The following is a 26607-nucleotide window of genomic DNA, read 5'->3' as shown; positions in this document are numbered from 1 at the left end:
TCTGGCAGGGCGACCAGCTCGTTGCCGAAAACAGCCCGCGCCACCACCGCAGCTATGTCTACGAACCAGGCACCTTCCGCCCCCTGGCCCTGCTCGATGGCGAAGGCCCCGACGCCCGCCCGTTCTACTACCACCTCGACCACCTGGGCACGCCCCAGGAACTGACCAACCCCGCCGGCCAGATCGTCTGGACGGCGCGCTACAACGGCTACGGCAAACTCACCGAACTCACCCACAGCGGCGGCGAACAGCTGGAACAACCCCTGCGGTTCCAGGGCCAATACTTCGACCCGGAAAGCGGCCTGCACTACAACCGGCACCGCTACTACAATCCCGAAACCGGCCGCTATTTGACGCCTGACCCGAGCAAGCTGGCGGGTGGGCTCAATGGGTACCGCTACACGGTGAACCCGACGGGGTGGGTGGATCCGTTGGGGTTGGTGGATTGCCCGGGGCAGGGTGGGTGTCGGCCGGCGGTTGGAGGGCAGGATCCGGCGGCGAAGGGTGGGGTCGATGAGGGTGAGCCGACGCTGCCGATGACGGCGGAGCAGCGGGCACAAGAGCATGAACTAGCGGAGGCAAAAGCTTATAAGGAGTTAAGGGAGATGGAAGGTTCTATTGATGGTGCTCACTTTCTGGAAAAACACGGTGCGCAGACTACCTTGCAATCGCAAATGGAACGGCTGCAATCTGGTAAAAACCCTACAACGGGTGAAATTGAACGTTATACCAAAGGTAAAAAAAAGGGAGAACCTAAAATCCCTACTGCGGCAACACACTTCATAAGTCATCGAGATCAACTTTATGCGATAAATAGAGCACGGCTTGTTTTCAAGGAAGGTGGTCTGCAACAATCTCGTGAGCCTATTGAGTTTGGAAGAAAAGTCGGAGAGGGATATAAAAAGGAAGGGTTGGAATATGGCGAGCAAACAAAGGCTGTGGTGATACTGAATGACAAAGGCCTTCCGATAACCAGTTATACGGAATTTGAGTGATGACGAAGTCGTCTGATATGGTTGTGCTAAGAAGTCTCTTATTTGTATTTGATATAGAGAATACGATAGATGAGGCAAGGGAGGAGATTATTGTCTCGAAGGATATCAACGCCGACTCTGAGTTGGTGGAGTTGTTTGATTCCTTGCTTAAAGCTGATTTTTTAACATTTCAATCTCATGAGCGCGAATGGTTTATTGAAAAAATTTCCTTCTATCTGGAAGAGGGGGCGAATTTTGATGAGATATTTTCGAGGATAATCACATATTTCGATGATGATGTTAAGGATCCGCCTCACTTTATGAGAGTTTTGCTGAGCTGCCTCAAGCGCTATCAGTCAGAGGTGGCCGAAAACTCATAACTTAATTTAGAAAGAGTATTTAATCGTTACCTGCTGCGTGAATGCATCCCGTGACGCTCTGCGTCACATTCAGAAGCGGAACGCAGAGCGTCCCTGGCGACATTCCCACGCAGGAGCGTGGGAATGATCGAAACGGCCCCCTACTGCACACCAAACCGCTTTTCGTGGCGAGGGAGCAAGCTCCCTCGCCACAGGGTTAGCGCCAGGAGTTCGGGCGAGGGCGCCATTGGGAATCCGCCTACACCGACAACCCCAACGCCACCACAACCTCCCGCTCAGCCAAACCCTCCACCAAATACACACTCCCCCCCAAAATCTCCTTGGCATTATGCTTGGCCTGGGAAGCCAGCTCAGCCAACTGACTGGCGTCCAATTCCTCACAGGCCTCGGCGCGCAGATGCACCACCCCAATCGACAGCGACAACAACGCGAACTCCTGTCGAATGCCCTGCCGATTCAACGCCGTAAAGCACCCCGCCTCCAGATGTTCAGGCCGGTAGAAGCGCCGGCAATGGGTCTGGAAGTCGCTCAGCAATTGGTCCAGGCGTTTGCGCCAGTCTTCCGGGCCGAGGACCAGCAGGAAGTCGTCGCCGCCGATGTGGCCGACGAAGTCGCGGCTGGGGTCGATGCGTTCGTTCAGGCATTGGGCCAGGCACAGCAGGACTTCGTCGCCGCGGCCATAGCCATAGATGTCGTTGAAGGGCTTGAAGCTGTCGATGTCCACGTAGCAGATCACCGATTCCTGCCGTTGTTGCAGCAGGCGTGTGAGGCATTGCTGGATCGGGACGTTGCCCGGCAGCAGGGTCAGTGGGTTGGCGTAGCGGGCCTGTTGGATTTTAAGTTCGGTGATGAGCTTGAGCACGTCGATCACCCGGCCCAGGCCCAGGTAGCCGCCGTTGAGGGTGATGATGAAGTCTTCTTCGATGCGTTGTCGGGCGCGGCTGGTGATCAGGCGGCTGACTTGTTGCAGCGATTGGTTCAACTCCACCGCGAGAAAGTCATCGCTCATCAGCCGGCTGATGGGCTTGCGGGCGAACAGGTCGGTGGCGAAGGGTTTGAGCAAGGCGTCGGAGAGTGAATGGCGATGGACGATGCCGCAGGGCTGGTTCTGATTGTCCAGCACGGCCAGGGAGTTGAGGTTGGCCTGGCGCCGAAACGCTTCCAACACGGTGGCGGTCGGTGTGTTGTGGGCCATCGCCGGTTGTTCGTTGAGCAGCGCACTGAGGTCGTTGATCTCATCGCTCAGCGCCGCCACGCCGCTGTCCTGCCTGGGCATCAGCGCCCTGGCATCGCGTGACGGTTGTTCCTGGGGGCGAGCCAGCAGATAACCCTGGACCAGGTCGACACCCATTTCGATCAGCACCGCCAGTTCTTCCGGCAGTTCGATTCCCTCGGCAATCACCTGGGCGCGGGAGGCCCGGGCGATTTTCAGGATCGAGCCCACGAACTCGCGCTTGAGGGCGTCCTGATGGATGCCGTCGATGAAATGCCGGTCGATCTTCACATAGTCGGGTCGCAATTCGGACCACAACCGCAGGCTCGAATAACCGGCGCCGAGGTCGTCCAGGGCAATCGAGAAACCCATGGCCCGGTAGTGATGCAGGGCGGTTTGCAGGAGCTGGAAGTCATCGATAGGGGTCTGTTCGGTCAGCTCGATCACCACTTGGCTGGGTGCGATGCCGAAGTCTTGCAGCAATTGCAGCGTGCGTCCCGTCTGGTGTGCGGATTCCAGCAGGGATTCGGGCGAGACGTTGAGAAACAGCTTGCCCGGCAATTTTTGCTCGTTGAAGCGCTGGCAGGCGCTGCGGCGGCAGGCCAGCTCCAGCTCGCTGAGGCGTCCGGCCTGGCGCGCCACGGAGAGCAGCGCGATGGGCGAGTGCAGCGGGCTGTTGGAAGGGCCGCGGGTCAAGGCTTCATAACCCACGATGCGCCGTTCGGAAAGGCAGATGATCGGTTGGAACAGACTGTGCAAACCGCTTTGAGCCAGGATCGAACTCAAGGCACTCAGCTGTTCTGTCGTGGTCATGGCAATCTCTGGCGATAAAAAAAGGACCGGATGCGGGGCACCCAGTCCTGTATTTCACGACAGACTGATGTCAGTTTGATGACACTCCGACGAGCATCACCATTAAATGGCCATCATCTTAGTGTTTGGCGATCGCCGTATTGAGTTTCAGGTAATCCAGCAGGATCCGCCCGGTCTCGCTCAGGTAGGCATCGTCTTCCGGCTTGGTTTTCTCCGGCTCGGTGATCAGGTCTTCGTCTTCTTTCTTCAGCTCTTTGAGCGGCTCTTCGCCCTTGGCCTTGCGACGCAGGTTTTCCATGGCCAGTTGCTTGGCCTCGATGTCGGCATGCTGCGCGCGACGGTCGGCCTCGTTGAGGGTGACGGTTTTCTCCATCATCAACTTCTGCGCCAGGGCCAGCTTGTCGCGGATGAACACGAACTCCGCGTCTTGGGCCGAGCGCGCGTCGTGGTCGGACTTGAGTTGGGCCAGGAACGGCTTGAATGGGTCCACGGCCGGTTTGATCGCCGGCCGGATGGTGTCCCACGGCATGGCTTCGGGCAGGGCGCTTTCACCGATTTCCTTGGTGTCGATGATCGACGGGTAATCGATGTCGGGCAGTACGCCCTGGTGCTGGGTGCTCTGGCCGGACACCCGGTAGAACTTCGCCAGGGTCAGCTTCAGCTCGCCGTGGTTGAGCGGCTGGATGGTCTGCACGGTGCCTTTGCCGAAGGTCTGGCCGCCGATGATCAGTGCACGGTGATAGTCCTGCATGGCGCCGGCGAAAATCTCCGAGGCCGATGCCGACAAGCGGTTGACCAGCAAGGCCATCGGCCCTTTATAGAACGCGCCCGGGTTTTCGTCTTCCAGCACATCCACTCGGCCATCGGCGTTACGCACGAGCACGGTCGGGCCCTTGTCGATGAACAGGCTGGTCAGCTCGGTGGCTTCCTGCAGGGAGCCGCCGCCGTTGTTGCGCAAGTCGATGACCACGCCGTCGACCTTTTCCTTCTGCAGTTCGGTCAGCAGCTTCTTGACGTCACGAGTGGTGCTCTTGTAGTCCGGATCCCCGGCGCGGAAGGCCTTGAAGTCCAGATAGAAAGCTGGGATCTCGATGATGCCGAGCTTGTAGTCCTTGCCGTCCTGCTTGAGGTTTAGGATCGATTTCTTCGCCGCCTGCTCTTCCAGTTTCACCGCTTCACGGGTGATGGCCACGATTTTGCTGGTCTGGTCGTTCGGTGCGTTGCTGGCCGGGATGACTTCCAGGCGCACCACCGAGCCTTTCGGACCGCGGATCAGCTTGACCACTTCGTCGAGGCGCCAGCCGACCACGTCGACCATTTCCTTGTTGCCTTGGGCGACACCGATGATCTTGTCCGCCGGGCTGACCTGTTTGGTTTTGTCTGCGGGGCCCGCCGGGACCAGGCGCACGATCTTCACCTGGTCGTTGTCGCTCTGCAGCACGGCACCGATGCCTTCCAGGGACAGGCTCATGTTGATGTCGAAGTTTTCCGCGTTATCCGGCGACAGATAGTTGGTGTGCGGGTCGTAGGACATGGCAAAGGTGTTGATGTACGCCTGGAAAATGTCCTCGGCGCGGGTCTGGTCCAGGCGCGCCAATTGGTTCTTGTAGCGCTTGGTCAGGGTTTCCTGGATCTGCTTGGGATCCTTGCCGGCGATTTTCATGCGCAGCACTTCGTCCTTGACGCGCTTGCGCCACAGGTCATCGAGTTCGGCTGTGCTTTTGAGCCAAGGGGCGTCCTTGCGGTCGACTTGCAAGGTTTCCTTGGTATTGAAATCGATTTTGTCGACACCTTTGTCCAGCTCGGCAAGGGCGTAGTCCAGACGCGCCTTCACGCGGTCCAGGTAGCGCTTGTAGATGGTGAACCCGGCGTTCAGGTCGCCGCTCTTGAGGAAATCGTCGAACTGGGTTTTCCACTTGTCGAATTCGGCGATGTCGCTGGCCAGGAAATAACTGCGCGATGGATCGAGCAGCTTCAAATAGCTGTCATAGATGATGACCGAGCGCGCGTCATCGAGCGGCGGCTTGCTGTAGTGATGGCGCTTGAGCAATTCGACGACATTAAGGCTGGCAATCACTTCGTCGCGATCGGGCTGAAGCTTGTCCCAGCTGTTGGCCGCGAACGTATCGTTCGACAACGGTAACAGGCCGAGGCCAATGACGAGCGCGAGGGCGGTGCTGGGAAATAGGTGCTTCATGCTGATTCGACGCAGGGACAATTGATAACGCATATTAGGCCGTCTTTGAAGTCGCCGGTTCCATGTGGCCCGGGCGCATAATGCAAGAAAGCCCGGCGTTGAAGCAGCGGGCCCAGTCGAGACTCACTATGGAGGCACCGTGAAAGCATTGCAAGGCGTTGAAGGCCAAGTGGTATGGGCAGATGAGCCGAGCCCGACGTGTGATGTGGGGCAAGTTCGCATCCGTGTGGCGGCCGCTGGCCTGAATCGGGCCGATTTGTTACAAAAAGCCGGACTTTACCCGCCGCCACCCGGCGCCAGCCAGGTGTTGGGGCTGGAGTGTTCCGGGGTGATCAGCGAGGTCGGGCCGGGCTCGTCCTGGCAGGTGGGCGACCGCGTTTGTGCGTTGCTGGCCGGCGGTGGAATGGCCGAGGAGGTGGTGGTCGATGGCCGCCATGTGCTGCCGGTGCCCGAAGGCCTGTCCTTGGCTGAAGCGGCCGCGCTGCCTGAGGTCTACAGCACCGCGTGGCTGAATCTGTTCCAGCTGGCGGCGCTCAAACCGGGCGAGAAAGTGCTGCTGCACGCCGGGGCCAGCGGTGTCGGTTCGGCCGCGATCCAGCTGTGCAAGGCGTTCGGCAACCCATGCTGGGTCAGTGTCGGTTCGACCGAGCGGCTGTCCTATTGCGAGGCCCTGGGCGCCCAGGGTGGCGTGGTACGCACCGATGGCCTGGAGAGTTTGAACGACCTCGGTCCCTTCGACGTGATCCTCGATCCGGTGGGTGGCAGCTACGCCAAACTCAACGTGAAACTTTTGTCAGTTGACGGCCGTTGGGTGTTGATCGGCCTGATGGGCGGGCGCTCGACCGAGCTCGATCTGGCCCAGGTGCTGGGCAAGCGTATCCAACTGCTCGGCTCGACCCTGCGCAGTCGCGATGAGCAATTCAAGGCCGACCTGATCAGCGAACTGGGGCAACAGGTGTGGCCGCTGTTTGCCGACAAGCGCCTGAGCCCGCAGTTGGCCCGGACCTTCGCGATCAAGGACGCCGAAGCGGCGTTCGCGGAGCTGGCGACCAATCAGGTGTCGGGCAAGTTGGTGTTGGTGATTGATGAGAGCCTGAGCTAGTCGCAAGAAGTACTGCTGTGGTTCCTGTGGCGAGGGAGCAAGCTTGCTCGACACAGGAATTTGAGTGTCCTGTAGTAAGTGCTTGCTCCCACGCTCGCCGGAATTTTCAAAGGGCTCGATAGGCATACACCCTGTCAAGTCTGACAGTAGACACCACGAAGAAAGTCACTCTAGAGTGGGTTCGAGAGTAATAGATGTCTCTCTGTTTAGTGTCCACTAACAGAAGAGGTGCTGTGATGGCTACGAAAGAGCTCCGCATGACCCAGGAATATGTTGACGACAACAGATCGCCCGACGTTGTCCTGGAGATCTATAAGGGCAAGAAATTGCAGTTCGCGACTTTTGTCTCTGCTTCGAAAAAGAACGGCCCCTACGATACGGTCAATGTCAAAACCGACGCTGATGGCGACGGCGACATGGACAGGCAAGACGAAAAAGCAATTCTGGATCTGGCAAAAGCCTTTTCCAAGTTCAAGTAGGGCACTGGCATGTCTGATCATGTCGTTCTACACGCGCTGGTTTGTGCATTTTCATGGGTACTCGTTGAGGCTGCCCAAGCACAAGTGCCTTCAGACACGTCAGAACAAGGGCCATGGGGAGATTGGGGCGCGGCTGCATACTGCCCTCAGGGACAATATGTCTGGGGATTCCGACTTAAAAGTGAACCCTATCAGGGTAATGGCGACGATAGTGCATTAAATGCGGTCCAGCTTATATGCAAGAGCGGAGTCAACGGAACGGCAACTTACATCCGAAGCCTTGAAGGAAAGTGGGGTAATTGGGGCAAGGACTACGTTTGTCGTGAACATCCCGTCATAGCGTTTGCCATTCAGGTGGAGCGGTTTCAGGGGCGGAACAAGGAAAAGGGTTCGAAGGACGATACTGCCGCCGGCAATATCAAGATGAATTGTGGGTCGGAAACCCTGATAGGTGACCCGCCAGCCGCATGGGGAGAATGGACCGGATTCTATAGCTGCCTCGATGGCTTCGGTGCAAAGAAAGTGAGGGGGTTTCGGACCAAGGTGGAACCCGATCAGGGCAGTGGGGATGATACGGCCCTGAATGCGATGCAGGTGTATTGCGGGCTCTAGCCATAGTGCCTGTTGCTGTTTCGCAGACTCACCAGCAGTGACAACGACAAAGTGATGTAGACGGTGGCTTTCACCTTTGTCCGGCAACCACGGGCAAGCGGACCTTTGGTCGGCAGCCCGTACCCGATGCGTGCCCCCTGCTAGCGTTAATTGAGGAGGGATGGGGGTAACCGCAACTTTCATTTCACCCGCCAGGTGAAGAGGTTGGTCATGGCCATTGTCGAATGGCGCATGCAGGGCGTCGAATTCGTTGGCCCTGCTGCTGTTTTGCAGTGCCTATGGCCTGGTCTGGGCTGGCTTCGCCCTGGGCGCCACGGCGCTGCAATGGGCGCTCGAGCGGCTCGCCCTGCTCAGTCCGGGGATGCGCAGCAGCAGTACCGCCCTAGGCGCTGGCCTACTGCTGGTCGCAGGCGTCTATCAGTGGCTGCCGAGCAAGGCGGTCTGCCTTGAGCATTGTCGCGGGCCGATGCATTTTCTTCTCGGCTACTGGCGCCCCGACGTGCTCGGTGGCTGGCGCATGGGCCTGGCCCATGGCGCTTACTGCCTGGGTTGCTGCTGGGCCCTGATGGGCCTGCTGTTCGTGGTCGGCGTGATGAACCTGCTCTGGGTGGCAGTGATCGGTGCCTTCATCCTGCTGGAGAAAAACCTGCCGCAGGGACTCTGGCTCAGTCGTCTCTGCGGATTGTTGTTGCTCGGCTGGAGCCTGTGGCTGCTGCTGGGCTAGGGGCTGAAGCTGTGGGAGCTGAGCCTGTGGGAGCTGAGCTTGCTCGCGATTGCGGTGTGTCAGCTAAATCAATGTCTGCTGATCCACCGCCATCGCGAGCAAGCTCGCTCCCACACGGGGCTGCTTATTTCCAACTATGGATTGGCCATCCGGCCGATTCGGCATGGGCCTTCAACACCGGGTCCGGGTTCACCACGTGCGGGTGATCGACCTTGAGCAACAACGGCAGGTCGTTGCGCGAGTCGGAATAGAAACTCGCGCCTTCCAGGTTCTCCTCCTCGGCATCCAGCCAATCCAGCAGCCGCGCGATCTTGCCTTCGCGGTAGGTCAGGGTGCCCACGGTCTTGCCGCTGTACACGCCATGGGCCACTTCAAGCTCGATCGCCAGGATCTCATCGATGCCCAGGCGTTCGGCAATCGGCTTGACCAGATGCGTGCCCGAGGCCGAGATTACCAGGATCCGGTCGCCGGCCTTGCGGTGTTCGGCGATGGTCCTGGTGGCGTCGCTGAAGATGATCGGTTCGATGAAGTCTTCCACCCACGGCGCCACCAGGTGCTCGATTTCTTCCGGTGTGCGGCCGATCATCGGTTCCAGGCTGAAGTCCATGTACTCTTCCATGCTCAGCTTGCCGTGGCTGTAGGCGTCCATCAGCTCGTTGTTGCGCCGCATGAACGACTCGGGATCGACCCAGCCCAGGCGACCCATCTGTTCACTCCAGAGGGTGGCGCAGTCGCCGTGGATCAGGGTTTCGTCCAGATCAAAAATTGCCAGGGCCATCAGCGTGTTTCCCTTTTCAAGATCAGCTTCAAAATCAACAAAGCCATCAGGCTACCTCACACAGCGCCGATGGATCGATGGAAAGTGCCAACCGTGCGCCATCGGGGTACAGGTCGGCGGCCGAGCGGTTGAGCACATCCACCACCAATTCCACGCCTCGGGCCTCGACCCGGTAGCGGATGACGTTGCCCAGCAAGCTGTGGCTGCGGATCAGCGCATCGGCCTGGCCGCTGCGGCTCAGCTCGATGGCCTCCGGGCGGATGGCGATGCGACCGTTCACCGGCCGCTGCAGCAGTTTGCTCGCGCTGTCGGCGTCCAGCAGGTTGTAGTTGCCGATGAAGCCGGCGGCAAAGACATCGACAGGCGCAGTGTAAAGGGTTTCGGCATCGCCGCTTTGTACGATCTTTCCCTGGTTCATCAGGAAAATCCGGTCAGACATGGTCAGGGCTTCTTCCTGGTCATGTGTGACGAAAATCGTGGTCAGGCCCAATTCACGCTGGATCTGTCGGATCTGTTCACGCAAGTGCTTGCGAATCCGCGCATCCAGGGCTGACAGCGGCTCGTCCAGTAGCAACAGGCGCGGCCGGGTGACCAGGGAGCGGGCGAGGGCGACACGCTGGCATTGGCCGCCGGAGAGTTGATGGGGATAGCGGGCGGCGAAATCGTACAGCTCCACCAGGCGCAGGATTTCCAGCACGCGCTGGCGACTGTCCGAGGCGTCGACCTTTTGCATGCGCAGGCCGAAGGCGACGTTTTGCTCCACGGTCATGTTCGGGAACAGGGCGTAGCTCTGGAAGACCATGCCGATGCCGCGTTTCTGAGGACTCAGCGGGACGATGTCTTGTCCGTCGAGGATGATCTGGCCGGCATCCACCGGGGTCAGGCCGGCAATGCAGCGCAACAGCGTGGATTTGCCGCAACCGGAAGGGCCGAGCAGGGTGACGAATTCGCCCTTGGCGATCTCGCAGTTGATGTCGCTGAACACCGGGGTGCCGGCATAGCTTTTTTGCAGGTGTTGGACGCTGACGTAGCTCATTGGCTTTTGTCCTTGTTCAAGATATTGGCCGCCCAGGTCAGGACCAGTACGAAGAAGAAATAGGAGATCACCAGCGCACTGGTGAAGTGGCCGCTGCTGTTACGCATGTTGTTCAGGTAGACCTGCAGGGTTTCATAGCGGGTACCGACCAGGATGTTGGCAAACACGAATTCGCCGAACAGGAACGAGAAGGACAGCAGCAGCGCCACCATCAGCCCCTTGCGCAGGTTCGGCAGCACCACCAGGAACGCGGCCTGGAAGGTGCTGGCGCCAAGCAGTTGGGCGGCGTCCATCAGGTCGCGCAGGTTGATGGCCTGCAGGTTGTTGGTGATCGCCCGGTACATGAACGGCAGGGCGACGGTGAAGTAGCAACCGATCAGGATCCACGGCGTACCGACCATCGCCAGCGGCCCGGAGCCATAGAGTTGCAACAGCCCTACCGACGACACCACGGGCGGCACCGCGAACGGCAGCAGGATGAGGATGTTCATCAGCGCGTCGAGTTTGGGGAAGTGGTAATGCACCACGAACAGCAACGGCAGGATCAACACCACCGAGAGCACCAGCGCACCGACACAGACCAGCAACGATTGACCGAAGGCATGGAGAAAGCGCGGATCGCTCCACAACTGCACATACCATTTGAAGGTGAAGCCGCTGGGTAGCACGGTGGCCGACCAACTGCTGGCGATGGAGTAGACCAGCGTGCCGGCCAGGGGCAGCAGCAGGATGGCGAACAGCAGGTACACCACTGCCCGATGATAGAGCCCGACGGAGCCCGGTTCAGCGCGAGACATGGTAGCTCCTCCTGAGCAGCAACTGATGGACGATGGTCACCACGGTCATCAACGCCACCAGCACCACGGCCAGGGCACTGGCCAGGTTCGGGTCGAGGGAAATGTCGCCGGAGACCATGGCGGCGATGCGGATCGGCAGCACGTTGAAGTTACCGGTGGTCAGCGCGTAGACCGTGGCGTAGGCGCCGAGGGCGTTGGCCAGCAGGATCACGAAGGTGCCCAGCAGCGCCGGGGTCAGCACCGGCAAGCCGATGTGCCGCCAGAACTGCCAGCCGCTGGCGCCGAGCAACTCGGCGGATTCGTGCCAGTCTTCGCGCAGGGCGTCGAAGGCCGGGTAGAGCAGCAGCACGCCCAGGGGAATCTGGAAGTAGGTGTAGAGAATGATCAGCCCGGTTTTCGAATACAGGTTGAAATCCTCGATGATCCCCGCTTGCTTGAGCATGATCGTGATGCTGCCGTTGAACCCCAGCAAAATGATGAAGGCGAAGGCCAGGGGCACGCCGGCGAAGTTGCTGGTCATGTTGGCGAAGGCATTGACGAAGTTGCGCAGCCGCGAATCCACACGGCGCAATGAGTAGCTGCCGAGCACGGCGATGACGATGCCGAACACACTGGACCAGAAGCTGATTTCCAGGCTGTGCTGGATGGCTTGCAGGTAGAACTTGGAACTGAAGATCTTGCTGAAGTTGGCCAGGCCCCAGCCGAACTCTTCCGATTCCAGACTGTTGACCAGCACCCAGAGCAGCGGGGCGATCTGGAACACGATGAAGAAAATCGCGAAGGGCACCAGGCACAACGCTGCCAGCCATTTGCCGCGCGTCATGGCGTTCACTTGAGTAACTCCTGGCAATAGGGTTTGTCGTGGTCGACGCCGAGCAATTGGCAAATGGTGCCGCACAGCTCGGTCTGCCTCGGCGTGGCAGCGGGATCGAAACTGAAGCTGTCACCCAGGACGAACAACGGCACTTCCCGTTCTTCGGCCAGCAGGCCGTTGTGGGAACGGTCGTTGTTCATGCCGTGATCGGAGGTCACCAGCACCTGGTAACCGGCGTCGAGCCAGGCTTGCAGGTAGACCGCCAGGTTGATGTCGGCCGAGCGCGCACTGTTGCGGTATTGCGGAGTGTCGAGGCCGTGCTTGTGGCCGGCGTCGTCGATGTTCATCGGGTGCACCAGCAGGAAGTTCGGCAAGTAGCGCTGGCGCAGGTGTTCGGCGTCGGCGAACAGATGGGAATCGGGGTAGTGGTCATTCCAGTAGAAATGCCCGTATTGAATCGGCAGGTCGGGGTTGTCGGTGTGACGGTCGCGACCGGCCACGAAGGGCGAAGCGTTGTAGAGCTCGCTGACCCAGTGGTACGCCGCAGCCGCTGTGCTCAGGCCGGCCTGGGTGGCGTAGTGGAATATGCTGCGCTGGTTCGACAGGCGCGTGACGTTGTTGTGCACGATCCCGCTGTCGATGGGCACGACGCCGGTAAGGATGCATTCGTAGAGTGGGCGGGACAGGGCGGGCAACTCACATTCCAGTGTGTAGAGGGCCGCGCGTCCTGCGCCGACGTAAGCCTGCAAATGCCCCATGGCATGCCGGGCGACCTCATGGTTGAGACCGTCGAGCACCACCAGGATGACGTTGTGCTTCATGGATACCAGGACTCCGGATGGACACCAGAAAACTCGGACTCACCGCAGGTCCAATGTGGGAGCGAGCTTCTGTGGGAGCGAGCTTGCTCGCGATGAAGGCGACACGGTTCAACAGCAATACCGTGTCATCGTTTATCGCGAGCAAGCTCGCTCCCACAGGGCCTGCTCCCACAATTGGATTGCCAGTGGATATCCGAGCGGGTCTGACTACCGCCTCACTTCATCTCGACGATGACTTGTTCATTCCACGTCTGCGGCAGTGCCTTGGACGTCTTCTCCCACGCATCCGCATCCTTGATCGGGGTCACGCCTTTGTATTGCTCGTTCGGCAGCAACTTGGCCTGGACTTCTTCCGGCAGTTTCAGGTGCTCGGCGCGGATCGGACGGGCGTTGCCCTTGGCCAGGTTGATCTGGCCGGCGTCGCTGAAGATGTACTCGCGGGCCAGCTTGGCGGCGTTCGGGTGCTTGGCGTATTTGTTGATGATGGTGGTGTAGCCGGAGATGACCGAGCCGTCGGACGGAATCAGCACGACGTAGTCATCCGGGTTGGCCATCTTGGCCTTGTAGCTCAGGCCGTTGAAGTCCCAGACCACACCGACTTCGATTTCACCTTTTTCCATCGTGGCGATGGTCGGGTTGGCCATGGACAGGCGCCCTTGCTTGGCGATTTCGGCAAACATCAACAGGGCCGGCTGGAGGTTCTTCTCATCGCCGCCGTTGGCCAGGGCCGCCGCCAGCACGCCGTTGGCGGCCTGGGCCGCGGTGCTCACGTCGCCGATGGAGACTTTGTACTTGCCGGTCTTCAGGTCAGCCCATTTGGTCGGCACTTCGGAACCGTGCAGCAGCTTCTTGTTGACGATGAAGGCGATGGTGCCGGTGTAGGCCAATGCCCAGTTGCCGTCCTTGTCCTTGGCCCAGGCGGGCACTTGTTCCCAGGTGCTTGGCTTGTAGGGCTGGACCACGCCCTGCTTGACCGCGATCGGACCGAACGCCGCCCCGACGTCGCCGATGTCGGCGCTGGCATTGTCTTTTTCGGCGGCGAACTTGGCGATTTCCTGGGCCGAGCTCATGTCGGTGTCGATGTGTTTCAAGCCGTAGACCTTGGCCAGGTCGTCCCAGGTGCCTTTCCAGTTTGCCCAGTCATCGGGCATGCCGACACTGTTGACGGCGCCTTCCGCTTTCGCAGCGGCTTCCAGCGTTTTCAGATCGGTGTCAGCGGCCATGGCGGCGGTGCACATGGCAATGGTCGAGCCTAACAGTGATGCCAGGAAAAGCTGTTTCATCCGAAGCTCCTATGGGCGTTTTCAACGCTGCGATTGCGGTTGTGTTGGTCTAGGTCAGCAATACCTGAGCCAATGTAGGCGAGCCCTGTGACATTTTGATGTCGGTGTCGCGGGCTCCCGGAAATACCCGGCTCGTGGAGGCTGGCTGCGAATTAAGCGTAGACCATGGTTAAACAGCTGATCTGAAAGGACTTGGCCGTTAATTTGCACGCTGGAACAACGACCGTTCGGCGACTCTGTCATCTGCCAGTCATGTGCAGTGCCTAGGCTTGCTGGACCCAGAAGCGGATCGATGAACCGTCGATCCTGCCCCGAAACAGTGCTGGTCTAGTCCAGATAGGTAACGTTGATGCGCATCGATGCAACCAAAGCGGTGACAGCCATCGGACAGGTCCTGCAAGAGCAACTCGACCACGGGTTGCTGGCGCCCGGCAGCAAGTTGCCGGCCGAGCGCAAGCTCAGTGAATTGTTCGGGACCACGCGGATTACCGTGCGCGAGGCGCTGTTGCAGCTCGAAGCCCAGGGGCAGATCTATCGGGAGGAGCGCCGGGGCTGGTTCGTCTCGCCGCCGCGCCTGGCCTACAACCTGATGCAGCGCAGCCATTTCCACGCCATGGTGGCGGCCCAGGGGCGTGTGCCTTCTACCCAAGTGATCTCGGCGCGCCTGCAACCGGCTTCGGCGGCCGTGTGTGCCTGGTTGCAACTGCCGGCGCTGTCCAGCGTGATCCAGATCTGCCGCGTGCGCCGTATCGACGAGCGCCTGGTGCTGTACGTCGAACACTACCTGAACCCGCAGTATTTTCCGGACATCCTCGAGTTCGATCTCAACCAGTCCATCACCGAGTTGTACGCCCGCCATTACGACCTGCACTACGGCCGGGTGAAGTTCGAAATCGTGCCCACTTCTTTACAGCCGGAAGCGGCAGCGGCGTTGAGGGTTTCGGTGGGCAGCCCCGGGCTTCGCATCGCACGGGTCAACTATGACCAGCACCAGCGGCTGATCGACTGCGACCTGGAGTTCTGGCGACACGACGCGATCCATGTCGGGGTGGATGTGCCCGAGCAGCCGCCCGCTTGAGGTGAACTCAGGCTGACTCGTTGAGCTTGGCCAGGATCCTGAATAACACCGTGGCGAGGATTAGCAACATGCCGATCCACATGGCGAAGACCCCGACGTTCTTGTCACGGAAGTTGAAGCCGATGGCCAGCAGGATCATGCCGGCGATGATGGGGACCAGCATGCTGTTGAACGAAGACATGGAAACCATGGAGACGGCCTTGTCAGGGGGATAAAGCCAGTCTAGTTGGGGTTTTTCCGGATTGTGATGATGTGTGTCAGCACACCCCTCAATCCCGAGGCGAACGCTGTGTGGGAGCAAGCTTTGCTCGCGATGAAGGCGACTCGATTTCTGAGAAAATCGCATCACCTTCATCGCGGGCAAGCCTTGCTCCCACAGGGTTCATCATGCCTTCGGGGCGGTTATGGCAACTCGCGAGAGGCGTAGAACGCGCTCAGCACCTTCACCAGATGCGCCAGGTCATGGCTGCCGCACAGTTCGCGGATCGAATGCATGGCGAAGGTCGGCAGGCCGATGTCCACGGTGCGCACGCCCAGCTGGCTGGCGGTGATCGGGCCGATGGTCGAGCCGCAGCCCATGTCGCTGCGCACCACGAAGCTCTGCACCGGCACTTCTTCGGCCATGCACAGGTGACGGAAGAACCCGGCGGTTTCGCTGTTGGTGGCGTAGCGCTGGTTGCTGTTGACCTTGATCACCGGACCGGCGTTGAGCTTGGGGCCGTGGTTGGCGTCGTGTTTGTCGGCATAGTTGGGGTGCACGCCGTGGGCGTTGTCCGCCGACACCAGCAGGGATTTCTGAATGGTGCGGACGAATTCTTCACCTTCAGGCAGCAGGCGACGCAGGGTTTGTTCCAGCATCGGGCCGTCGGCGCCACAGGCCGAGCATGAGCCAACCTCTTCGTGATCGTTGCACACCAGTACGCATGTTTCTTCGGTGTCGGCGTTCAGCAAGGCTTGTAGGCCGGCATAGCACGACAGCAGGTTGTCCAGGCGCGCGCCGGCAATGAAATCGCCGTGCAGGCCAATGATCGCGGCGCTTTGGGTGTCGTAGAAACTCAACTCGTAATCGAGCACCACGTCGGCATTCAGGCCGTGTTCGCGGGCCAGTTGATCGGTGAGCACGGCACGGAAGTCGACGCGCTCGTCACCGGCGAACTGGGCGAGGATCGGCGGCAGTTCGTTCTGCGGGTTGATGGCCCAGCCCTGGTTGGCTTCGCGATTGAGGTGGATGGCCAGGTTCGGAATCGTGGCGATCGGCGCCTTGAAATCGATCAACTGGCTTTCGACCTTGCCATCGCGGCGGAAGGTCACGCGCCCGGCCAGGGACAGGTCGCGGTCGAACCACGGCGCCAGCAGCGCGCCGCCGTAGACTTCCACGCCCAACTGCCAGAACCCGTGGCGTTGCAGCTCCGGCTGTGGCTTGACCCGCAGGCAAGGGCTGTCGGTGTGGGCGCCGACCAGGCGAATGCCGTCGTGCAGCGGTGAGTTGCGGCCGAGCTTGAAGGCGATGATCGAGGAGTCGTTGCGCGTGACGTAGTAGCGACCGTTGGCCTCGGTGGCCCAGGTCTCGCGTTCGTCAAGACGCTGATAGCCGGCCGCCTCCAGGCGCTGGGCCAGGCTGGCGGTGGCATGGAACGGGGTAGGGGAGGCCTTGAGGAAGTCGATCAGGCCTTGGTTCAACTCTGCGCGCATAAGTCACTCCAGACAGCGATGGGCGGGAGTTTACCCCATCGACCGCCTGCGTTGCAGGCCCAATCCCCCGTCGGGGGTGTTCCACGGGCCCGTCATCGATCAGCCCGACGGCCTGGGCCAGCAGCGCCCCGTCTTTGTCAGTCACACCGCATAACCCGCTGTTGTAGAGCTTGAAAGCGTTGTCCGGGGGGGATGCCGTGGGCGTGTAGGCGCGTGCCGAGCTTGAGGTAATCCACGCGCTTGCAGACATGGTCCCAGTGGTATTCGAAGCTGTCCACCAGGTACCCTTTTTCCCACGGTTCTAAAACGGTGCCGGGCACTCGAAGCGCAAGCGCTCGCCGCTTTGCGGATGGGTGAAGCTCAGCATGCTGGCGTGCAGGCACAGGCGTGGCCAGGCGGCGAGGGCCTGCGGATGGGCGTAGAGCCCGTCGCCCAGCAGCGGGTGACCGATGGACAGCATGTGTACGCGCAATTGGTGCGAGCGCCCGGTGATCGGCGTCAGCTCGACCCGGCACCAGTCGCCGCAACGTTCCAGTACGCGCCAGAAGGTCAGGGCGTGTTTGCCCTGTTCATGGTCCACCACATGCCGGGGTTTGGTCGGCGGGTCGTAGCGCAAGGGCAGGTCGATGCTGCCACTGTCCAGCTCCGGTTGGCCCCAGCACAACGCCGTGTAGGCTTTTTCGGTTTCGCGATCATGAAATTGCCGGGACAGTTCGCGATGGGTGTCCGGGTCACGGGCCAAGAGGATGATGCCGGAGGTCTCCCAGTCCAGTCGGTGCACGATTCGCGCTTCCGGATAGCCGTTTTCCTGCAGGCGGGTGATCAGGCAATCTTTGTTGTCGTCGGCCCGGCCGGGCACGGAAAGCAACAGGGTCGGCTTGTCGACCACCAGGACAGCGGCGTCCTGATGAATGATGCGGATGTTGGACAGGGGCATTGAAAACAGTCTCGTTACAAACGCCAACGGCGGCTCGGGTCCTTCTCAAACCCAAGGGTGGGAGAAGAAGGACCCGAGCCGCCGTGGCTCCCGCCGGGGCGATCAGCGATCCGGCAGGGTGATATTGAGTTCCAGGATCGAGCAGCTGCCCTGGCTTTCCAGCGCCACATGCACGTCATCGCTACCGATATTGACGTATTTGCGGATCACTTCCACCAGTTCCTTCTGCAAGGCTGGCAGGTAGTCAGGGGTGCTGCGTTGGCCGCGTTCGTGCGCCACGATGATCTGTAGACGCTCTTTCGCGACCGAGGCGGTACTGGGCTTTTTGTTGGCACGAAAGAAGTCAAAAAGGTTCATTACCTACCTCCAAACAGGCGCTCGAAGAAACCTTTCTTCGTTACATCGAGGAAACGATGCTCCACGGTCTTGCCCAGCAGGCGATCGACGGCATCGCTGTATGCCTGGCCGGCATCGCTCTGGTCGTCGAGAATCACCGGCACGCCGGAGTTGGAAGCCTTGAGTACCGCTTGGGATTCCGGAATGACACCCAGCAGGGTGACCGCGAGGATTTCCTTGACGTCTTCGACGCCCAGCATCTCGCCATCGCTGACCCGTTGCGGGTTGTAGCGGGTCAGCAGCAGGTGTTCCTTGATCGGCTCTTCGCCCTTTTCGGCGCGACGGGATTTGCTCGCCAGCAGGCCCAGCATGCGGTCGGAGTCACGGACCGACGACACTTCCGGGTTGGTCACGACAATCGCTTCGTCCGCGAAGTACATGGCCAGGTGGGCACCTTTCTCGATACCGGCCGGGGAGTCGCAGACCACGAACTCGAAGTCTTCCTTGAGTTGCATCAGGACTTTTTCCACGCCTTCCTGGGTCAGCGCGTCTTTGTCGCGGGTTTGGCTGGCGGCCAGCACGTAGAGGTTCTCAAGGCGCTTGTCCTTGATCAGGGCCTGTTGCAGGTTCGCTTCGCCGTTGACCACGTTGACGAAGTCGTAAACCACGCGACGCTCGCAACCCATGATCAGGTCCAGGTTACGCAAACCGACGTCGAAGTCGACGATGACTGTCTTGTGGCCGCGCAGAGCGAGGCCGGTACCGATAGCGGCGCTGGTGGTGGTCTTACCCACACCACCCTTGCCGGATGTAACCACGAGAATCTTGGCCAAGGTGTTTCACCCCTAAGGAAAAAGGGACTTTGTCAGCCCCTGAAAAACATCTCTGGAAAACCGTTGCAATTGGACAGGCTTGGCTGGAATCGGCTATCGGGCGGGGTCTACCTCCGGTAAACACTGCCAGATCCTTTTTCCTACGTCGTTTAAGCCGTTTTCGCTCGTTTTAGAGATGCTTGGAAAATGCGGCAGTATCCGTTAAAGCCGAATGATGTTCAACACGTCGCCCGACAGGCTGATCTGAACGCCGGCCCCCCACAAGGGGTCGCGACGCAAATCCTCGGAGACCTTGTACTGCCCGGCGATGGAAACCAGCTCAGCGCTCAATTGCTGACAGAAGATCCTGGCTTTGGTATCACCCTTGACGCCGGCCAGCGCTCGACCGCGCATCGGACCGTATACATGGATGTTGCCATCGGCCAGAAGTTCCGCCCCCGGGCTGACCGACGACACGATGACCAGATCGCCACCCTGGGCATAAATCTGCTGCCCGCCGCGCACCGGCGAGGTGATGACCCGCGTTGGCTTGATGGTGGGCTCCGGTGGTTTTTCCGGGGCTTTCTTCGCTTCGGCCGGGCTCAGTTCCAGCACCCGTTCCCGGGCGCCGGACGGCGGTAGCACGGGAATGTCCACGGCGATGGCGGCGGCGATGTCTTCGATGCGGCTGGCGCGGATCGCCAGGGTGCGCAGACCGTGCTGGCGGCAAATGCGCATCAGGCCTGGCAGATCCACTGAGCCTTCGCCAGCCGGCAGCTTGTCCAGGGCCAACACAAGGGGAGCATTGCTGAAGAAGTTCGGGGCCTGGGCGACTTTCGCCGCCAATTGCCGGTCAAGGCTCTCCAGGTCGTTGCGGGCCAGTTCCAGCACCGTAATGGCGAGCATGCTGCCCTTCAGCTGGAACACGGGATCTTGGTCTAGCGGTTCGGTTTGGCTCATGGTCGGCGTACAACGGCTTGTCACTAAAAGTGCCGAGACTTATAACGAGATCGTCCGCCAGCCGCAACCCGGGTCGAACAATGTAGAATGCGCGGCCCATGTCTTAATGGAAGTTGTAATGGATCGCCCGCGTTTTCGAGCTGCATTTTTTCATCCGCGTTTCTGGCTGCTGTGGTGTGGCCTGGGGCTGTTGTGGCTGATCGTGCAATTGCCTTATCCGTTATTGTTGCGGGTCGGTCGTGCATTGGGGGCGCTGATGTACCGGGTGGCCGGCGACCGACGGCGCATCGCCCGTCGCAACCTGGAACTGTGTTTCCCGCAAAAGACCGCTGCCGAACGCAAGCGTCTGCTCAAGGAAAACTTTGCCTCCACCGGCATCGCCTTTTTCGAAATGGCCATGAGTTGGTGGTGGTCGCGCTCGCGGCTGGCGAAACTGGCCCATGTCGAAGGGTTGGAACATCTCAAGCAGGCTCAGCGCGAGGGCAAGGGCGTGATCCTGATGGCGCTGCATTTCACCACGCTGGAAATCGGCGCGGCCTTGCTCGGCCAGCAGCACACCATCGACGGTATGTACCGCGAGCACAATAACCCGTTGTTCGACTACATTCAGCGCCGGGGCCGCGAGCGGCACAACCTCGATTCCCTGGCGGTGGAGCGTGACGACGTGCGCGGCATGCTCAAGCTGCTGCGGGCCGGGCGGGCGATCTGGTATGCGCCGGACCAGGACTACGGCGCCAAGCAAAGCGTGTTCGTGCCGCTGTTCGGCATCCAGGCCGCGACGGTCACCGCCACCACCAAGTTCGCCCGCCTGGGCAAGGCGCTGGTGGTGCCTTTTACCCAGGAGCGCCTGGCCGATGGCAGTGGTTATCGCCTGGTGATCCAGGCTCCGCTGACGGATTTCCCGGGGGAGACCGAGGAAGCCGATTGCATCCGCATCAATCAATGGGTCGAGCAGTCGGTGCGCGATTGTCCCGAGCAGTACCTGTGGACCCACCGGCGCTTCAAGAGCCGTCCACCGGGCGAGCCCAAGCTGTACGACAAACGCGGTTGAGTTGTTTGATATCACCTTGAGCACGGAGCATTGCGATGACCCCAACTGAACCGGTTACAGGTTTGATTCTTTCCGGCGGTGGGGCTCGGGCGGCGTATCAAGTGGGGGTATTGGCGGCGATTGCCGAATTGTTACCCGACGGGGCGGATAACCCGTTTCCGGTGATCGTCGGCACCTCGGCCGGGGCGATCAACGCGGTCAGCCTGGCGAGCGGGGCGATGGACTTCAAGACCGCCATTGAACGGCTGACGGCGTTCTGGCAAGCGGTGCGCAGCCATCAGGTCATGCGCAGCGACTGGCGCGGCGTCCTGGCCCAGTCGACGCGCTTCATCACTCACAGTTTGTTGGGCCTGGGGGCCAAATTGCCGGTGGCGCTGATCGACAGTTCGCCATTGCGGGAACTGCTCCAGGCCCAGTTCCACGCCTCGGGTATCGAACAGTCCATCGCCGAACAGCAATTGCGGGCGGTGGCGGTGACGGCATTCGGCTATGAATCCGGCCAGGCCGTCACTTTCTACCAGGGGCGTGGCACCATCGATGCCTGGCTGCGCCACCGGCGCATCGGTGTGCCGACGCAGTTGTCGGTGGAGCATCTGCTGGCCAGCTCGGCGATTCCGCTGTTGTTCGCCCCGGTCAAGATCGGCCCGCAATACTTTGGCGACGGCGCGGTGCGGCAATCGGCGCCCATCAGCCCGGCCTTGCACCTGGGGGCCAATCGCGTGCTGGTGATCGGCGTCAGCGGCAACCCCCGTGGCGCCGGTGGCCAGGATCCTTCCGAGCGCAGCTACACCGGCCTTCAACCGACCCTGGCGCAGATCGGCGGCCACATGCTCAACAGCACCTTCATCGACAGCCTGGAAAGTGACATCGAGTTGCTTCAACGCTTGAACGGTTTCAGCCACCTGCTGCCCGATGATGTGCCGGCCCATGCCTTGGGCGCGGCGCCGGTGGAGGTATTGGTGATTTCGCCAAGCCAGCCGATCGATGAAATCGCCGCTCGCCATCGTCAGGAACTGCCCCGTGCGTTGCGGGTTTTCTTGCGTGGGCCGGGTGCGACCAAGACGAGTGGCGCGGGGGTGCTGAGCTACCTGCTGTTCGAGGCGGGGTATTGCAGCGAACTGATCGAGTTGGGACGCCAGGATGCACTGGCGCAGCGCGAGGCGCTGAGCCGGTTTTTGGGGTTGTCCTGACTGATGCAAGCAGGTCCACCGCTATCGCGAGCAAGCTCGCTCCCACAGGGATTTGCGGTGGGCGCTGAATCCTGGCTTTCACGAAACCAATGTGGGAGCGAGCTTGCTCGCGATGACGGCGGCACATCCAACACCTGTTTAGCCTGACCCACCGCCATCGCGAGCAAGCTCGCTCCCACCTGGGTGGTGCGGTTAGAAGTGATACTTGAGCAAGAAGCTGGTGTTGCTCTGGTTGGTCTTGAACCCTTCGCTGTCTTCGATCCCGTATTTGTTCTTCCAGTAGTCATACTCCACGCCCACATACAGCTGTTTGGCGCCAAGCTTCAAGGCCTTGCCCAGGTCATATTTGATTTGCGGGTTGATGTGCAGGTTGGCGTGGTAGGTGCCCTTGTCGTTGGTGTCGTTGTCCACCACCCAGTCGATGAAACCGTCGATCAGGATGTCGGAAGAACCCACCGGTATGGTGTAGGCCCAGACCGGGGTGATCTGCCAGACATTGTCGCCGGCGCGCGGGCCTTCGGTCTGGCGGTTGTAGAAGTTCAGCTGGAAGTAGTCGAAGCCGGGAATGGCCAGGTCGAAGCCCGGGCCGATCAGGTAGGACTCGTTGTCGCCTTCACCGAATTCATAGGTCATGGCCAGCAGCACATCCTTGATCGGGCCCAGTTCCAGCTTCTGGTCGAAGATCTTGCCGAACGACAGGCGCGGGCTGAACTCGCCGTAGTAGGTATTCGGGCCGGACTGGCTGTCGTCCTGGCCGTTGTAGAAGATCCGGTCGAGGAAGAAGAAGTTGTCCCCGTATTTCCAGGCATCGGCGTGTTCGAAGGTCACGGTCTGCTGGATACGCGGGTTGACCTGGAAATCCTTGCCATACAGGTAGGTCAGGCTGTTGTTCTGCCATTGGAACAGATCGTCGGCCATCGCTTGGCCTGCGACCAGCAAGGATCCTGCGAGTATCAGGCTGGTGCACGTACGTTTCATTCGGTTTGCTCCCAAAGGTAAGTGGTACCGCTTTTTTTTCAGTCAGCGCTCTGGTGTGGCGCCTTTTTCCATGGATGAAAAAACATCCGTTCGGTCAGCTTTTTGAGCGTGGCGAATGCTGATAGCAAGCGCTGAGCCAAGTCGGGGAAAAACCGGAAATGGCGTGCCCTGCGGTTTTTTGATCAGTCGGAAAAGCTGTTTTCAGAGGCGCGTCATGCCCGCCAACGCCGCAACAAGTTGGCGGTCCGGTCAGGATCGGAAGGGATTTTGTCGTAGGCCTGCTTCAAACGGCCGCGCAGGATACGGGCTTGTCTCGAAGGGCTCAAGTGCCCTGCAACAGCGCATGGGCGGCGAATTTGGGGCGTGATGGCGGGACTTGGTCATCGGGTGCTTTCCTCTTGTTTTTATTGTTGAGGCGCAGGCAGTCGCTGACGGGGGACCGGTGGTGTGCCGGTCGACCTGTCAGCGGTATGACGATTAACGGTGTTGGCGCGCGTGGCTCAGTTGGTGCGCGCGCCCTGGTTGATCCACGCGCCGATCAGGTCGCGTTCCTGCTGGGTCATCTGAGTGATGTTGCCCAACGGCATGATCTGGCTGGTCACGGCTTGGGCCTGGATGCGCGCGGCCTGTTGCTGGATCTGCTGCGGCGTGTCGAACATCACTCCGCCCGGCGCGGTACTGAACAGCGGGCTGGTGGGCTTGGCCGAGTGGCAGACCGAGCAGCGTTCCTGGATCACGCTGTGGACCTTCTCGAACGAGGGGCCTTGGGCGTTGGTGGCCTGAGCAGGCGCCGAGGCCGGTGCGGCGGGGGCGGTCGCCGGTTTCGCGCCGCCGCCCACTGCCGTTTCCGGCAACGGTTGGTACTCGATCACGCCGGGTGCCTTGGCCACGTCCGGTGCGGTGGGCATGGGTTTTGGGCCGGTGACATAAGCCAGGCAGATCATCGCCAGGGCGCCGACCGGCAGCGTCCAGGCAAATCGGTTGCTGTTATGGCGCGTGTTGAAGTAATGCCGCACCAACACCGCCGCCACGGCGATACCGGCCAGGATCAGCCAGTTGTATGGGCTGCCGTAGGTGCTCGGGAAATGGTTGCTGATCATGATGAACAGCACCGGCAGGGTGAAGTAGTTGTTGTGGCGCGAACGCAACAAGCCCTTGGCCGGCAATGCCGGATCGGGTGTGCGGTTCTCGGCGATCGCCGCGACCAGGGCGCGTTGTGCCGGCATGATGATGCGGAACACGTTGCCCACCATGATCGTGCCGATGACCGCCCCGACATGCAGGTAGGCACCGCGACCGCTGAACACCTTGCTGAACCCGTAGGCCGCGGCGATCAACAGCACGAACAGGATCAGGCCGAGCAAGGCCGGGCGCTTGCCCAGGGCCGAGTCGCACAGGAAGGAATAGACGAACCAGCCGACGAACAACGAGCCGATGCCCAGGGCGACGCCTTCGGGGCCGCTCAGGCCGCTGCCGGGGGCCAGCAGGTAGACGGTCGGGTTCCAATAGAACACCACGCATAGCAGGGCGATACCCGACATCCAGGTGAAATAGGCTTCCCATTTGAACCAGTGCAGGTTGTCCGGCATGGACGGTGGCGCAAGCTTGTATTTTTCCAGGTGGTAGATGCCGCCACCGTGGATGGCCCACAGGTCGCCGGCCAGGCCGCTCCTGGGGTTGACGCGATTGAGGTTGTTTTCCAGCCAGACGAAGTAGAACGACGCGCCGATCCAGGCCACGCCAGTGATCATATGAACCCAGCGCACGCTCAGGTTCAGCCATTCCAGCATATGTGCTTCCACAGTCTTTACCTCTCGCCCGTCACGCTTGTCTGCGCGTGATCGGACCTTCTCTTATTGGTGGGGGGCGAGGACCAAACACTCATCCTCTTTGAAGAAATGCTCATCGCAGTTATTGCCTGTGCCACTGCGATCAACCACCAGGAAGTCATCCCGCTTTTCGATCGTCAGCACCGGGTGGTGCCAGACGCCGCGATGGTAATTAATGCCCTGCCTGCCGTTGGTGACGAAGGCGCGGACCAAGCCTGATACAGGTACATCGCCAAGTGGCGCGACCACGATCAGAAAGGGGTTGCCGAGCAGCGGAATGAAGGCCTGGCTGCCCAGCGGATGGCGCTCCAGCATGCGTACGGTCAACGGCATGTCCAGCGCGTCGGCGCGGAAGATGCTGATGATCGCCTGATCGTCCGGCGTGGCGGTTTGCACCGTCGCCAGGCGATGGAAGCGCATGGTCGAACCGTTGTTGATCATGAAGTGATCGCTGCCGTCGGTTTCGATCACGTCACCGAACGGGGCGAAGGCTTCTTTGGTCAACGGTTCGATCTTGAGTGTGCGCATGCTGGTCTTCTTAATCTTTTAGATTTGATCGTTCCCACGCTCTGCGTGGGAACGCCTCACCGGACGCTCCGCGTCCGCTTTGTGACGCAGAGCGTCACGGGATGTATTCCCACGCAGAGCGTGGGAACGATCATGGTGCTACTTCGCTACCTTGCCCAACACCCGCAGGCGACTCACGCCACCATCCGGGAATACATTGAGGCGGATGTGGGTGATGGGCCCCAGGGCCTTGATCTGCTCGGCGAAGGTGTGTTCGGCGTGCATCTCCAGCTTCTGGCTCGGCAGCAGTTCGCGCCAGAACAGCGATTGGGTTTCGATCTGGCTGTCGGTGCCGCCCTTGACGAACGCGCCCTGGATCGAGCAGCTGTCGGGGTAGTTGCCCTTGAAGTGCAGGGTGTCGACGATGACTTTCTCGACCTCGCCGGCATGACCCAGGGCGATGATGACCCAGTCATTGCCCGGGGTACGACGACGGGCGGTTTCCCAGCCATCGCCCATGTTCACGCCACGACCCGGGTTGAGGATATTGCTCATGCGGCCGAAGTGCTCGTCGGAGCAGGCCAGGGCGCGGCCACCATTGAGGGCGGCGGCCAGGTCGATCTGTTCGTTGTCGCCCACGGCCGACCAGTCGCGGTACGGAATGCCGTAGACCCGCAACCGGGCCACGCCGCCATCGGGGTAGATGTTGAAACGCAGGTGGCTGAAGGCCTGGTCATTGCTGATTTCGTGGTAGTGGTGGCTGTTGCCTTGCAGCTCGACGGCCGACAGCACTTCAGTCCACTGGGTGTTTTCGTCCGGCTCGCCTTCGGTCAGGAAGCAGGCTTCCAGGGAGGCCGACGGAGGGTAGTTGCCAGTGAAGAATGAGGTGTCGATGTCCACGCCCTTGATCGAGCCCGCCACACCCAGGCGGATCACCGCGCTGTCGTAGCCTTCGAAGCGCTTGCGCCGCGATTCCCAGCCGTCCATCCACTTGCCGTTATCATCGAACACGCCCTCCTTCCACACGGCCGGGGTCGGCTGGAACAGGCGGTTGGCGTCGGCGAACCAGTCGTCGGTGACCGAGATGATCTTGGTGCCCAGGCGGGCGTCGGCCAGGTTGACGAACTTCTCGAAAGGTACGGCGTAAGCTTTCATTCTTCTTGTCTGCCTTTAAATAAGTTGGCTGGGGATGCTTGCAGGTTCCAGGGTTCAGG

Annotated in this window: 27 protein-coding genes; 9 read left to right on the top strand and 18 right to left on the bottom strand. The window is 60.5% G+C overall.

Features of this window, described 5'->3' with window-relative positions:
- Positions 1–995: RHS repeat domain-containing protein (locus tag BM321_RS26850; protein ID WP_175535178.1), on the top strand; the 995-nt coding region annotated here is incomplete at its 5' end.
- A complete protein-coding gene (locus BM321_RS26845; protein ID WP_092445884.1) occupies positions 995–1354 on the top strand; it encodes a hypothetical protein in 360 nt (119 codons plus the stop codon). The genes BM321_RS26850 and BM321_RS26845, both read left to right, overlap by 1 nt.
- Before the next feature lie 238 nt (positions 1355–1592).
- Here the strand turns inward: BM321_RS26845 and BM321_RS26840 are convergent, their stop codons facing one another.
- Positions 1593–3380 carry a bifunctional diguanylate cyclase/phosphodiesterase gene (locus tag BM321_RS26840; protein ID WP_092445882.1) on the bottom strand — a complete coding sequence of 596 codons (1788 nt, stop codon included), beginning with the start codon at positions 3378–3380 and terminating at the stop codon, positions 1593–1595.
- A 118-nt stretch (positions 3381–3498) separates the two neighbouring features.
- Entirely contained in the window at positions 3499–5577 is a 2079-nt protein-coding gene (locus BM321_RS26835; RefSeq protein WP_175534976.1) for a carboxy terminal-processing peptidase, read from the bottom strand.
- A 139-nt stretch (positions 5578–5716) separates the two neighbouring features.
- Between BM321_RS26835 and BM321_RS26830 the strand changes: the two genes are divergently transcribed.
- From BM321_RS26830 to BM321_RS26815, 4 genes are all read left to right on the top strand, one after another.
- On the top strand, positions 5717–6679 hold the full coding sequence (locus BM321_RS26830; RefSeq protein ID WP_092445879.1) for a zinc-binding dehydrogenase: 963 nt from the start codon (positions 5717–5719) through the stop codon (positions 6677–6679).
- Between the two features lie 257 nt (positions 6680–6936).
- Positions 6937–7158, top strand: coding sequence for a hypothetical protein (locus BM321_RS26825; RefSeq protein ID WP_139230551.1), 222 nt, complete (start codon positions 6937–6939; stop codon positions 7156–7158).
- A 9-nt stretch (positions 7159–7167) separates the two neighbouring features.
- Positions 7168–7770, top strand: coding sequence for a hypothetical protein (locus BM321_RS26820; protein ID WP_092445877.1), 603 nt, complete (start codon positions 7168–7170; stop codon positions 7768–7770).
- A gap of 250 nt (positions 7771–8020) precedes the next feature.
- Entirely contained in the window at positions 8021–8494 is a 474-nt protein-coding gene (locus tag BM321_RS26815) for a DUF2182 domain-containing protein (RefSeq protein ID WP_256573504.1), read from the top strand.
- A gap of 124 nt (positions 8495–8618) precedes the next feature.
- Here the strand turns inward: BM321_RS26815 and BM321_RS26810 are convergent, their stop codons facing one another.
- The 6 genes from BM321_RS26810 to BM321_RS26785 all read right to left on the bottom strand — a co-directional run bounded on the left by BM321_RS26810 (position 8619) and on the right by BM321_RS26785 (position 14023).
- Positions 8619–9272, bottom strand: a complete 654-nt coding sequence (locus BM321_RS26810; protein WP_092445875.1) for an HAD family hydrolase — start codon at positions 9270–9272, stop codon at positions 8619–8621.
- Positions 9273–9318: 46 nt separating this feature from the next.
- Positions 9319–10308 carry an ABC transporter ATP-binding protein gene (locus BM321_RS26805; RefSeq protein WP_092445873.1) on the bottom strand — a complete coding sequence of 330 codons (990 nt, stop codon included), beginning with the start codon at positions 10306–10308 and terminating at the stop codon, positions 9319–9321.
- A complete protein-coding gene (locus BM321_RS26800) occupies positions 10305–11105 on the bottom strand; it encodes an ABC transporter permease (RefSeq protein WP_060741108.1) in 801 nt (266 codons plus the stop codon). Before BM321_RS26800 ends, BM321_RS26805 begins: the two co-directional genes overlap by 4 nt.
- Positions 11092–11928: an ABC transporter permease gene (locus tag BM321_RS26795; protein ID WP_175534977.1), complete on the bottom strand. Its 837-nt coding sequence runs from the start codon at positions 11926–11928 to the stop codon at positions 11092–11094. The genes BM321_RS26800 and BM321_RS26795 overlap by 14 nt, the downstream gene beginning before the upstream one ends.
- 5 nt (positions 11929–11933) lie before the next feature.
- Entirely contained in the window at positions 11934–12740 is an 807-nt protein-coding gene (locus BM321_RS26790; protein ID WP_092201697.1) for an alkaline phosphatase family protein, read from the bottom strand.
- A 215-nt stretch (positions 12741–12955) separates the two neighbouring features.
- Positions 12956–14023 (bottom strand): ABC transporter substrate-binding protein, encoded by a 1068-nt coding sequence (locus BM321_RS26785; RefSeq protein WP_092445868.1) that lies wholly within the window; start codon positions 14021–14023, stop codon positions 12956–12958.
- A 349-nt stretch (positions 14024–14372) separates the two neighbouring features.
- On the opposite strand from BM321_RS26785, the gene BM321_RS26780 reads away from it, so the two are divergent.
- Positions 14373–15101: a UTRA domain-containing protein gene (locus BM321_RS26780; protein ID WP_060741112.1), complete on the top strand. Its 729-nt coding sequence runs from the start codon at positions 14373–14375 to the stop codon at positions 15099–15101.
- Between the two features lie 7 nt (positions 15102–15108).
- On the opposite strand, the gene BM321_RS26775 is transcribed toward BM321_RS26780, so the two are convergent.
- The 6 genes from BM321_RS26775 to minC all read right to left on the bottom strand — a co-directional run bounded on the left by BM321_RS26775 (position 15109) and on the right by minC (position 19838).
- A complete protein-coding gene (locus tag BM321_RS26775) occupies positions 15109–15291 on the bottom strand; it encodes a hypothetical protein (RefSeq protein WP_060741113.1) in 183 nt (60 codons plus the stop codon).
- A 212-nt stretch (positions 15292–15503) separates the two neighbouring features.
- Complete coding sequence (locus BM321_RS26770) at positions 15504–16793, bottom strand: M18 family aminopeptidase (RefSeq protein WP_092445866.1); 1290 nt, start codon at positions 16791–16793, stop codon at positions 15504–15506.
- 301 nt (positions 16794–17094) lie between these two features.
- Positions 17095–17730: an RluA family pseudouridine synthase gene (locus BM321_RS26765; RefSeq protein WP_018612476.1), complete on the bottom strand. Its 636-nt coding sequence runs from the start codon at positions 17728–17730 to the stop codon at positions 17095–17097.
- 102 nt (positions 17731–17832) lie between these two features.
- Positions 17833–18087, bottom strand: coding sequence for a cell division topological specificity factor MinE (gene minE / locus BM321_RS26760; RefSeq protein ID WP_003179111.1), 255 nt, complete (start codon positions 18085–18087; stop codon positions 17833–17835).
- On the bottom strand, positions 18087–18899 hold the full coding sequence (gene minD / locus BM321_RS26755) for a septum site-determining protein MinD (RefSeq protein ID WP_003179114.1): 813 nt from the start codon (positions 18897–18899) through the stop codon (positions 18087–18089). The genes minE and minD overlap by 1 nt, the downstream gene beginning before the upstream one ends.
- Before the next feature lie 201 nt (positions 18900–19100).
- Positions 19101–19838, bottom strand: a complete 738-nt coding sequence (gene minC / locus BM321_RS26750; protein WP_092328440.1) for a septum site-determining protein MinC — start codon at positions 19836–19838, stop codon at positions 19101–19103.
- Between the two features lie 118 nt (positions 19839–19956).
- Here minC and BM321_RS26745 point away from each other — a divergent pair, with 118 nt between their 5' ends.
- Positions 19957–20889 (top strand): lipid A biosynthesis lauroyl acyltransferase, encoded by a 933-nt coding sequence (locus BM321_RS26745; RefSeq protein WP_092445864.1) that lies wholly within the window; start codon positions 19957–19959, stop codon positions 20887–20889.
- A gap of 35 nt (positions 20890–20924) precedes the next feature.
- Positions 20925–22079, top strand: a complete 1155-nt coding sequence (locus BM321_RS26740; RefSeq protein ID WP_092445862.1) for a patatin-like phospholipase family protein — start codon at positions 20925–20927, stop codon at positions 22077–22079.
- A gap of 192 nt (positions 22080–22271) precedes the next feature.
- On the opposite strand, the gene BM321_RS26735 is transcribed toward BM321_RS26740, so the two are convergent.
- The 4 genes from BM321_RS26735 to alc form a co-directional block, all read right to left on the bottom strand.
- Positions 22272–23057, bottom strand: coding sequence for an outer membrane protein OmpK (locus BM321_RS26735; protein WP_092445860.1), 786 nt, complete (start codon positions 23055–23057; stop codon positions 22272–22274).
- 500 nt (positions 23058–23557) lie between these two features.
- Positions 23558–24859 (bottom strand): urate hydroxylase PuuD, encoded by a 1302-nt coding sequence (locus BM321_RS26730; RefSeq protein ID WP_092445858.1) that lies wholly within the window; start codon positions 24857–24859, stop codon positions 23558–23560.
- Positions 24860–24910: 51 nt separating this feature from the next.
- Positions 24911–25414: an ureidoglycolate lyase gene (locus BM321_RS26725; protein ID WP_092328430.1), complete on the bottom strand. Its 504-nt coding sequence runs from the start codon at positions 25412–25414 to the stop codon at positions 24911–24913.
- A gap of 138 nt (positions 25415–25552) precedes the next feature.
- Positions 25553–26548, bottom strand: coding sequence for an allantoicase (alc, locus tag BM321_RS26720; RefSeq protein ID WP_092445856.1), 996 nt, complete (start codon positions 26546–26548; stop codon positions 25553–25555).
- Positions 26549–26607: the final 59 nt, after the last annotated feature.

It is taken from the genome of Pseudomonas sp. NFIX10, from assembly GCF_900111955.1.
In the GTDB taxonomy this organism is placed as follows: Bacteria; Pseudomonadota; Gammaproteobacteria; order Pseudomonadales; family Pseudomonadaceae; genus Aquipseudomonas; species Aquipseudomonas fluorescens_AA.
Note: the sequence above shows the minus strand (reverse complement) of the source record. Positions and strands in the feature narration are given on the sequence as shown.

Coding starts and splice junctions, on each gene's coding strand:
- BM321_RS26845 (WP_092445884.1), top strand. CDS start 995: ATGACGAAGTCGTCTGATATGGTTGTGCTAAGAAGTCTCTTATTTGTA.
- BM321_RS26840 (WP_092445882.1), bottom strand. CDS start 3,380: ATGACCACGACAGAACAGCTGAGTGCCTTGAGTTCGATCCTGGCTCAA.
- BM321_RS26835 (WP_175534976.1), bottom strand. CDS start 5,577: ATGAAGCACCTATTTCCCAGCACCGCCCTCGCGCTCGTCATTGGCCTC.
- BM321_RS26825 (WP_139230551.1), top strand. CDS start 6,937: ATGACCCAGGAATATGTTGACGACAACAGATCGCCCGACGTTGTCCTG.
- BM321_RS26820 (WP_092445877.1), top strand. CDS start 7,168: ATGTCTGATCATGTCGTTCTACACGCGCTGGTTTGTGCATTTTCATGG.
- BM321_RS26810 (WP_092445875.1), bottom strand. CDS start 9,272: ATGGCCCTGGCAATTTTTGATCTGGACGAAACCCTGATCCACGGCGAC.
- BM321_RS26805 (WP_092445873.1), bottom strand. CDS start 10,308: ATGAGCTACGTCAGCGTCCAACACCTGCAAAAAAGCTATGCCGGCACC.
- BM321_RS26800 (WP_060741108.1), bottom strand. CDS start 11,105: ATGTCTCGCGCTGAACCGGGCTCCGTCGGGCTCTATCATCGGGCAGTG.
- BM321_RS26795 (WP_175534977.1), bottom strand. CDS start 11,928: ATGACGCGCGGCAAATGGCTGGCAGCGTTGTGCCTGGTGCCCTTCGCG.
- BM321_RS26790 (WP_092201697.1), bottom strand. CDS start 12,740: ATGAAGCACAACGTCATCCTGGTGGTGCTCGACGGTCTCAACCATGAG.
- BM321_RS26785 (WP_092445868.1), bottom strand. CDS start 14,023: ATGAAACAGCTTTTCCTGGCATCACTGTTAGGCTCGACCATTGCCATG.
- BM321_RS26780 (WP_060741112.1), top strand. CDS start 14,373: ATGCGCATCGATGCAACCAAAGCGGTGACAGCCATCGGACAGGTCCTG.
- BM321_RS26775 (WP_060741113.1), bottom strand. CDS start 15,291: ATGGTTTCCATGTCTTCGTTCAACAGCATGCTGGTCCCCATCATCGCC.
- BM321_RS26770 (WP_092445866.1), bottom strand. CDS start 16,793: ATGCGCGCAGAGTTGAACCAAGGCCTGATCGACTTCCTCAAGGCCTCC.
- BM321_RS26765 (WP_018612476.1), bottom strand. CDS start 17,730: ATGCCCCTGTCCAACATCCGCATCATTCATCAGGACGCCGCTGTCCTG.
- minE (WP_003179111.1), bottom strand. CDS start 18,087: ATGAACCTTTTTGACTTCTTTCGTGCCAACAAAAAGCCCAGTACCGCC.
- minC (WP_092328440.1), bottom strand. CDS start 19,838: ATGAGCCAAACCGAACCGCTAGACCAAGATCCCGTGTTCCAGCTGAAG.
- BM321_RS26745 (WP_092445864.1), top strand. CDS start 19,957: ATGGATCGCCCGCGTTTTCGAGCTGCATTTTTTCATCCGCGTTTCTGG.
- BM321_RS26740 (WP_092445862.1), top strand. CDS start 20,925: ATGACCCCAACTGAACCGGTTACAGGTTTGATTCTTTCCGGCGGTGGG.
- BM321_RS26735 (WP_092445860.1), bottom strand. CDS start 23,057: ATGAAACGTACGTGCACCAGCCTGATACTCGCAGGATCCTTGCTGGTC.
- BM321_RS26725 (WP_092328430.1), bottom strand. CDS start 25,414: ATGCGCACACTCAAGATCGAACCGTTGACCAAAGAAGCCTTCGCCCCG.
- alc (WP_092445856.1), bottom strand. CDS start 26,548: ATGAAAGCTTACGCCGTACCTTTCGAGAAGTTCGTCAACCTGGCCGAC.